Annotated in this window: 1 protein-coding gene; it reads right to left on the minus strand. The window is 72.9% G+C overall.

Features of this window, described 5'->3' with window-relative positions:
• Positions 1 to 53: 53 nt before the first annotated feature.
• Positions 54 to 1,260, minus strand: a 1,207-nt coding sequence (locus tag DZG00_RS15510) for an AI-2E family transporter (RefSeq protein ID WP_147360069.1), incomplete at its 5' end; no start/stop codon positions are given.

Raw genomic sequence — 1,260 nt, forward strand, 5'->3', positions numbered from 1 at the left:
GGCGGCGGCCCGCTCGGCGGGGGTCGGGGCGGCGGATGCGGTGGCGGCGTCGGTCATGGGGTGCGCTTCCTGGGGCGGGGACGGCGGGTGGCGTGCGAGGCGTCGGCGGGGACCGCTGGGGGCGGCGGCTCGGGGTTCCCCCGCCACGCCCCGCTGGCGACGTGCTTGACCATGGAGTTGAGGGTCGCGACGAGCGGCACGGCGAAGAACGTGCCGGCGATGCCGCCGACCATGCCGCCCGCGGCGACCGAGAGCACGACCGCGAGCGGGTGGACCTTGACGACCGAGCCCATGATGAGCGGCTGGAGGATGTGGCCCTCGATCTGCTGCACGGCCAGCACGATGACGACCATGATGAGCGCCTGCGTGAGCCCGTTGTAGACGAGGGCGACGAACACCGCGAGCGTGCCCGTGACGACCGCGCCGACGATGGGGATGAACGAGCCGAGGAACACGAGCACGCCGATGGGGATGGCGAGCGGCACCCCGATGATCGCGGCGCCTCCGGCGATGCCGACCGCGTCGATGAGCGCGACGAGCACCTGGACCTTCACGAAGTTCTGCAGCGTGGTCCAGCCGGCCTTGCCCGCGCCGTCCACCGCGGGGCGCGCGAGCCGCGGGAACAGCCGCACGACCCAGCGCCACATGCCCGCGCCGTCGATGAGGATGAAGAGGGTCGAGAAGAGCACCAGCAGCACGCCCGTGAGCACGTGGCCGAGCGACGACGTGACGGACAGGGCGCCGCTGAGCAGCGCCCCCGCGTCCCGCTGCACGGCGTCGACCGCCTGCGCGTACGCGTCGTTGAGCTGCTGCTCGGACAGCTGGAGCGGCCCGTCCGTGAGGAAGCCGCGGAGGTCGGCGTAGCGCGTGAGCGTCTGCGCGCGGAGGGAGTCGTACTGGCCGATGATCTGCGTCGTCACGAGGTAGACGAGCGCTCCGACGGCGACGATCACGCCGATCTCGGAGATCGCGACGGCCAGCCACTTGGGCACGTGGTGGCGCTGCATCCAGTTCGAGATGGGGACGAGGAGCGCCGCGAGCACGATGGCGAGGAACAGCGGGATGACCACGTACTCCAGCTGGATCACGAGCCACGCCAGGACCCCGAGCACGCCGAGGATGACGAGCAGCCGCCAGGCCCAGGCGCCCGCGATGACCATGCCGGGCGGCACGGTCTCGGCGACTGTGCGCGCGACGGGCTGCACGGTGTCGATGTCGGGATCGGCGCGGCGCTCGGCCGCGCGGGCGGCGGCCGCGGCG

The sequence above is a fragment of the Clavibacter lycopersici genome, assembly GCF_003576405.1.
In the GTDB taxonomy this organism is placed as follows: Bacteria; Actinomycetota; Actinomycetes; order Actinomycetales; family Microbacteriaceae; genus Clavibacter; species Clavibacter lycopersici.